Source organism: Streptomyces sp. NPDC054841 (assembly GCF_053611045.1).
The window spans coordinates 1-4,842 of record NZ_JBSGZO010000579.1 but is presented as its reverse complement, the minus strand read 5'-3'; the positions used below and the strand labels follow the sequence as shown (position 1 = coordinate 4,842).

Sequence of the window (4,842 nt, the reverse complement as noted above, 5' to 3'; positions counted from 1 at the left end):
GTGTGTACCTGATCACCGGTGGTCTGGGCGGCCTCGGCCGCGTCGTCGCCGAGCGACTGGCCCGCCGCGGCGCCCGCCGACTGGCCCTGATGAGCCGGGGCACGCCCGGCACGGAAGCCGCGCGCTGGATCCAGGGGCTCGAAGAGCGTGGTGTCACCGTGCACCTCGCCCGCGCCGACGTCGCCGACCGGGACGGCCTGACGGCCGCCCTGGACGCCGTACGACGGGAAGCCGGCCCGATCGCCGGAATCGTCCATGCCGCCGGTGTGCTCGACGACGCCACGGTGGCGAACCTGACGGACGACCGAGTCCTGCGTGTGCTCGCCCCCAAGGTTCTGGGCACCGCCCTGCTCACCGAGCTGATCCCGGAAGCCGGGAACCTGGTCCTGTTCGCCTCGGCGGCCGGTCTCCTCGGCTCGGCCGGACAGAGCGCGTACTCGGCGGCGAACGCCTTCCTCGATGCCTGGGCGCACCACCTCTCCCGTACCGACCGCCGGGCGCTGAGCCTCGACTGGGGCGCCTGGGCCGGCGTGGGCATGGTCTCCGAGTCCGGCATCCGGGCCGCCGGGACCAGCCGGTCGGGTCTGGTCGCCTTCTCCCCGCAGGAGGGCGGGGAGCTGTTCGAGCGGGTACTGGCCACGACCCGTCGTCAGCTCGCGCCCATGGCCCTGGACTGGGAGATGCTGGCGCTCGACCCGGACGCGACGCGGACCCGCCCGATCCTGGGCGACCTGGTCACCGTCCCGACGGGTACGGCGGCCTCGGACGACCTCGTCAAGAAGGTGTTCGCGGCGACGACCGACCACGACCGCGCCGCATGGCTCGAAGCGTACGTACGGGCCAGGGTCGGTGAGGTGTCCGGGGGTGTCGTGGACGTGTCCGCGACCACCGTCCTGAAGGAAATGGGCCTCGACTCCCTCATGCTCGTGCGGCTGCGCAACGCCTTCGCCCGCGATCTGGGTGTCGAACTCCCGGCCGCCGAGGTGTTCTCGGCATCCGACATCCGCGGCCTCGCACAGACACTTGGCGCGGCCCTGCCCGAGCGGGAAACCGCGGCACAGGAGGAGCAGCACGCCGAGATCACTGTGGAGGTGCCCGAGACCGAGCTGCGGCCCGCGACCCGCGACGTCGTACGGCTGCTGCGCAGCGCCCAGCCGGGCATGCCGGAGGCGGCGCACGCCATCGGCCTGGCCGTGCGGCTCACTGCGCCGACCACCCGCGAGGCCCTCACCGACATCCTCGTCCGGCTCACCGGACGGCACGCGGCCCTGCGCACCGCGATCGTCACCAGCGGGGGCGAGCGGCAACTGCGCGTGGACCGGGAGTTGGCGCAGCCGGTGCTGCGCTGGACCGCCCTGGCCGCCGACGCCGCACCCGACACCGCATCCGACACCGCATTCGACGCCGCAGACCGGCTGCGTCAGCTGCTGGAGCCGCCGTTCGACCTGGCGAACCCGCCGATGTGGCGGTTCGAACTGCTCGACGGCGGCACGCGGGGCCAGCTCCTGGTGTTCGGCGCGCACCACGCCGTGAGCGACCTTCAGTCCCTGCTGCTCGTGGCAGGAGAGATCGACGCCGAGCTGTCCGGCACCTCGCTCGGCGACGCCGTCACCAACCGCGACATCGACCTGCTGATCGAGGCCCAGCAGGTCGGCGACGGGCCCGGCGCCGGCGCGGACGAGTGGCGCGCGGCATTCCACGGCAGTGCACGTCTCGACCTGACGCTGGCCCGGCCGCGCCCCGCGGCGCGGTCGTACCGGGCGGGCAGTGTGACCGTGACGATCCCCGACGGGCTCATGGAGCAGGTGTCCACAGCCGCGAGCAGGCTCGCCATCACGCCTGCCGCCTTCTGTCTCGGCGCGCTGACCGTGCTGCTGGCACGCAAGCGGGAGCGCGAGCGGTTCGTGCTCGCCGTACCCGTGGACACGCGCATCCACACCGACGCGTACGACGCGGTGGGCTTCTTCGGAGTGCCGGTGCCGTTCCCGGCCGAGGCCGGGGCGGGCGAGCGGATCGAGGAGGTACTGCGCCGCACCGACGGCCGCCTCGACCGGGTCCTCGCGAAGGGCGCCATGTTCTCGGACGTCCTGTCGACGCTGGCCCAGCAGGGGCTGTACCGGGCGAACGCGCCACTCGTCGAGGTGTACTTCAACTACGTACGCTCCTCGGCCGGCCGCCTCGCCGGCCTGGAGGTGCTGCCGGCCGGGACGGGCTGGTCGGACCTCGACCTGATGATCACCATGACCCCGGACGCGGGGCGGATCCGGCTCGACCACAACGTCGACATCATGGACGCGGCGACCGTCACCGAATTGGGAGAGGAATTCCTGCGGCTGCTCACGGAGACGGCCGAGGATCCGACGGCACCGGTCCGTCCGGCGCCTGAGACGGTCGAGGCCGAGCCGGCCGCGCACGAAGCCCCGGCCGCGTACGAAGCCCCGGCCGCGCCGCGCCGGTCCCTCGCCCTCGCCGCCACCTTCGCCCTCGGCAACCTGCCGCTCATGTGCGAGGCGGCGGTCAACGAGGGGGCGGCCGAGGACGGCGGCATGACCGTCGCGGAAGCCCCCTACCACCAGGTACTCGCCGGCCTGCGCGACCCCTCCGGCGTCTTCGCCCGCCCAGGCGCGGCGGTGGGGGTCGTGCTGCTGCGGGCGGTGGACCTGGAACGCTTCGGCCCGGTGGACGACGCGCTGCTCGCCGAGCTGCGCACCGAGTACCCGGCCGCGCTGCGAGCCCTGTCCGAGCGGACCCGCAAGCCGCTGATCGTCGGCTTCCTGCCCGCCTCGCGCGTCGACGACCGCTTCGAGCGGTGGGAGCGAGAGGTCGCGGCCGAGCTGGCCGAGCTGCCCGGCATCGCGGTACTCGGCCCCGACGACTGGACCCGGCACCATGCCGTAGAGGAACGCTTCGACAAGCGGACCGAGCAGCTGGCCCACCTCCCCTTCACCCCGCACTTCCAGGCCGCCGTGGCGCTGCGACTGGCCGAGGTCGTACGGGCGGTGCGGCGCCCCGCACCCAAGGTGATCGCGATGGACGGCGACGAGACCCTGTGGGGCGGGGTGGCCGGGGAGGTCGGCCCGGAGGCGGTGGACCTGACCGGTCCGCGTGCCCTGCTCGCGCGGAGGCTGCTGCAGTGGCGTGCCGCGGGCGCGCTGCTGGCGCTGGTCAGCAACAACGACGAGAACACGGTCCGGGCCGTCCTGGACCGCCCGGACAGCCTGCTGAAGACGGAGCACTTCAGCGTGCTCTCCGCCGCCTGGGGCCCGAAGCCGGGCCGTCTGGCGGACGCAGCGCGCACGCTCAATCTCGGTGTGGACAGCTTCCTGTTCCTGGACGACAACCCGGCCGAGATCGCCAGGATGCGGTCGGCATTGCCGCAGGTGCTGTCGGTGACCTGCCCGCCGACGGCTGAACTGGAGGGGTTCCTGGGCCGGTTGTGGCCGCTGGTCCCTGCGGCGGCGACGGCCGAGGACACGCTGCGGGCACGGTTCTACGAGCAGGAGCGGGAACGCGACGCCATCCGTGAACAGGCCGGTTTCGAGGACTTCCTCGACCGGCTGGAACTGGAGGTCGGCATTCGGGCCCTCTCCGAGGCCGACGTCGAGCGGGCCGGGCAACTCGTCCGCCGTACGAACCAGTTCACCCTCCGCGCCCGGTCGGCCGACGGCGGTGACCTCGCCCGGTGGCGGCAGCGCGGCGAGGTGTGGACGGCCGCGGCCCGGGACCGGTTCGGCGACTACGGCCAGATCGGCCTGCTCGCCCTCCGCCCGGAGGGCGACCAACTCGACGTGGTCGCCTGGATGATGAGCTGCCGGGCGCTCGGCCGGGGTGTCGAGGAACGCCTGTTGCAATGGCTCGCCGACCGCGCCGAGGAGCTGGGCTGCGCGAAGGTCCGGCTGACGGCGGAGCGCACCCCGCGCAACGTACCGGCCCGTCGTCTCCTTGCCGCGCTCGGCGGCGGAGACCAGGACGACGAGCGCCTGGAGAGCGTGGTCACGCCGGAACACCTGCGGGCGTTCCGCTCCTGGAAGCAGCAGTGACCGGGCCGGCTGCGGCCTCCGGGGGCAGTGGGGGAAAGGACATGGCACATCGTGGAGGGGTCTCATGCGTGACGTGAACGAGGACGTGCCGGCGTACGCCGCACAGCGGGCGACCGCCGAGTCGATCGAGCGGGGCGGCGGGGGGCTCGGCGTGACCGCCCTGCTGGCCAAGGTCATGACGGCCGACACCAACGCTCAAGCCACCGTTCAGGCCGACACCAACGCTCAGGCCACCGTTCAGGCCGACACCAACGCTCAGGCCACCGTTCAGGCCGACACCAACGCTCAGGCCGATGCCGATGCCGGTACCACCCCGGCCCTGGACGTGGACGGCCTGGCCGCCGCCATCGCCGCCGCGGCGGGCCGCTATCTGCCCGGTGGTCACCTGTCGGCCGACGCCGACTTCTTCGACGCCGGGGGCTCCTCCATCCACGCCGTGGAACTCGTCGCTGAGCTGGAGGGCGAGCTGGGCATGGAGATCGACCTGGACGACGTGTTCGCCGACGCGCGGCCGATCAGCCTCGCCCGGCGCTGGTTGCCGAGCGCCGGGGCCTCGGTGGTCCCCGCAGCCACTGGGGCCAGGGGCTGTCCGGTGGAACAGCCCAGCAAGACCCACCGGACAGGCCCTCAGACCGCCTCCTCGGCCCCGGCACCTTCGGCAACCCCGCCGACCGACACCGCACCGACGCCGGTCGCCCTCCCCGTCCCGTCCCCCTGCACCCCAACGGCGTTGACGGCCACCCCCGTCGCCCCGCACTCCACGGCCCGCCGCGAGGACCTCGACCAGATCCTGGCCGACCTC

2 protein-coding genes are annotated in these 4,842 nt (G+C 73.3%); both read left to right on the top strand.

Features of this window, described 5'->3' with window-relative positions; genetic code table 11:
- A partial coding sequence (locus tag ACWGI8_RS39620; RefSeq protein ID WP_453668293.1) for an SDR family NAD(P)-dependent oxidoreductase occupies positions 1-4,040 on the top strand: 4,040 nt, incomplete at its 5' end.
- 64 nt (positions 4,041-4,104) lie between these two features.
- A partial coding sequence (locus tag ACWGI8_RS39615; RefSeq protein ID WP_453668292.1) for an acyl carrier protein occupies positions 4,105-4,842 on the top strand: 738 nt, incomplete at its 3' end.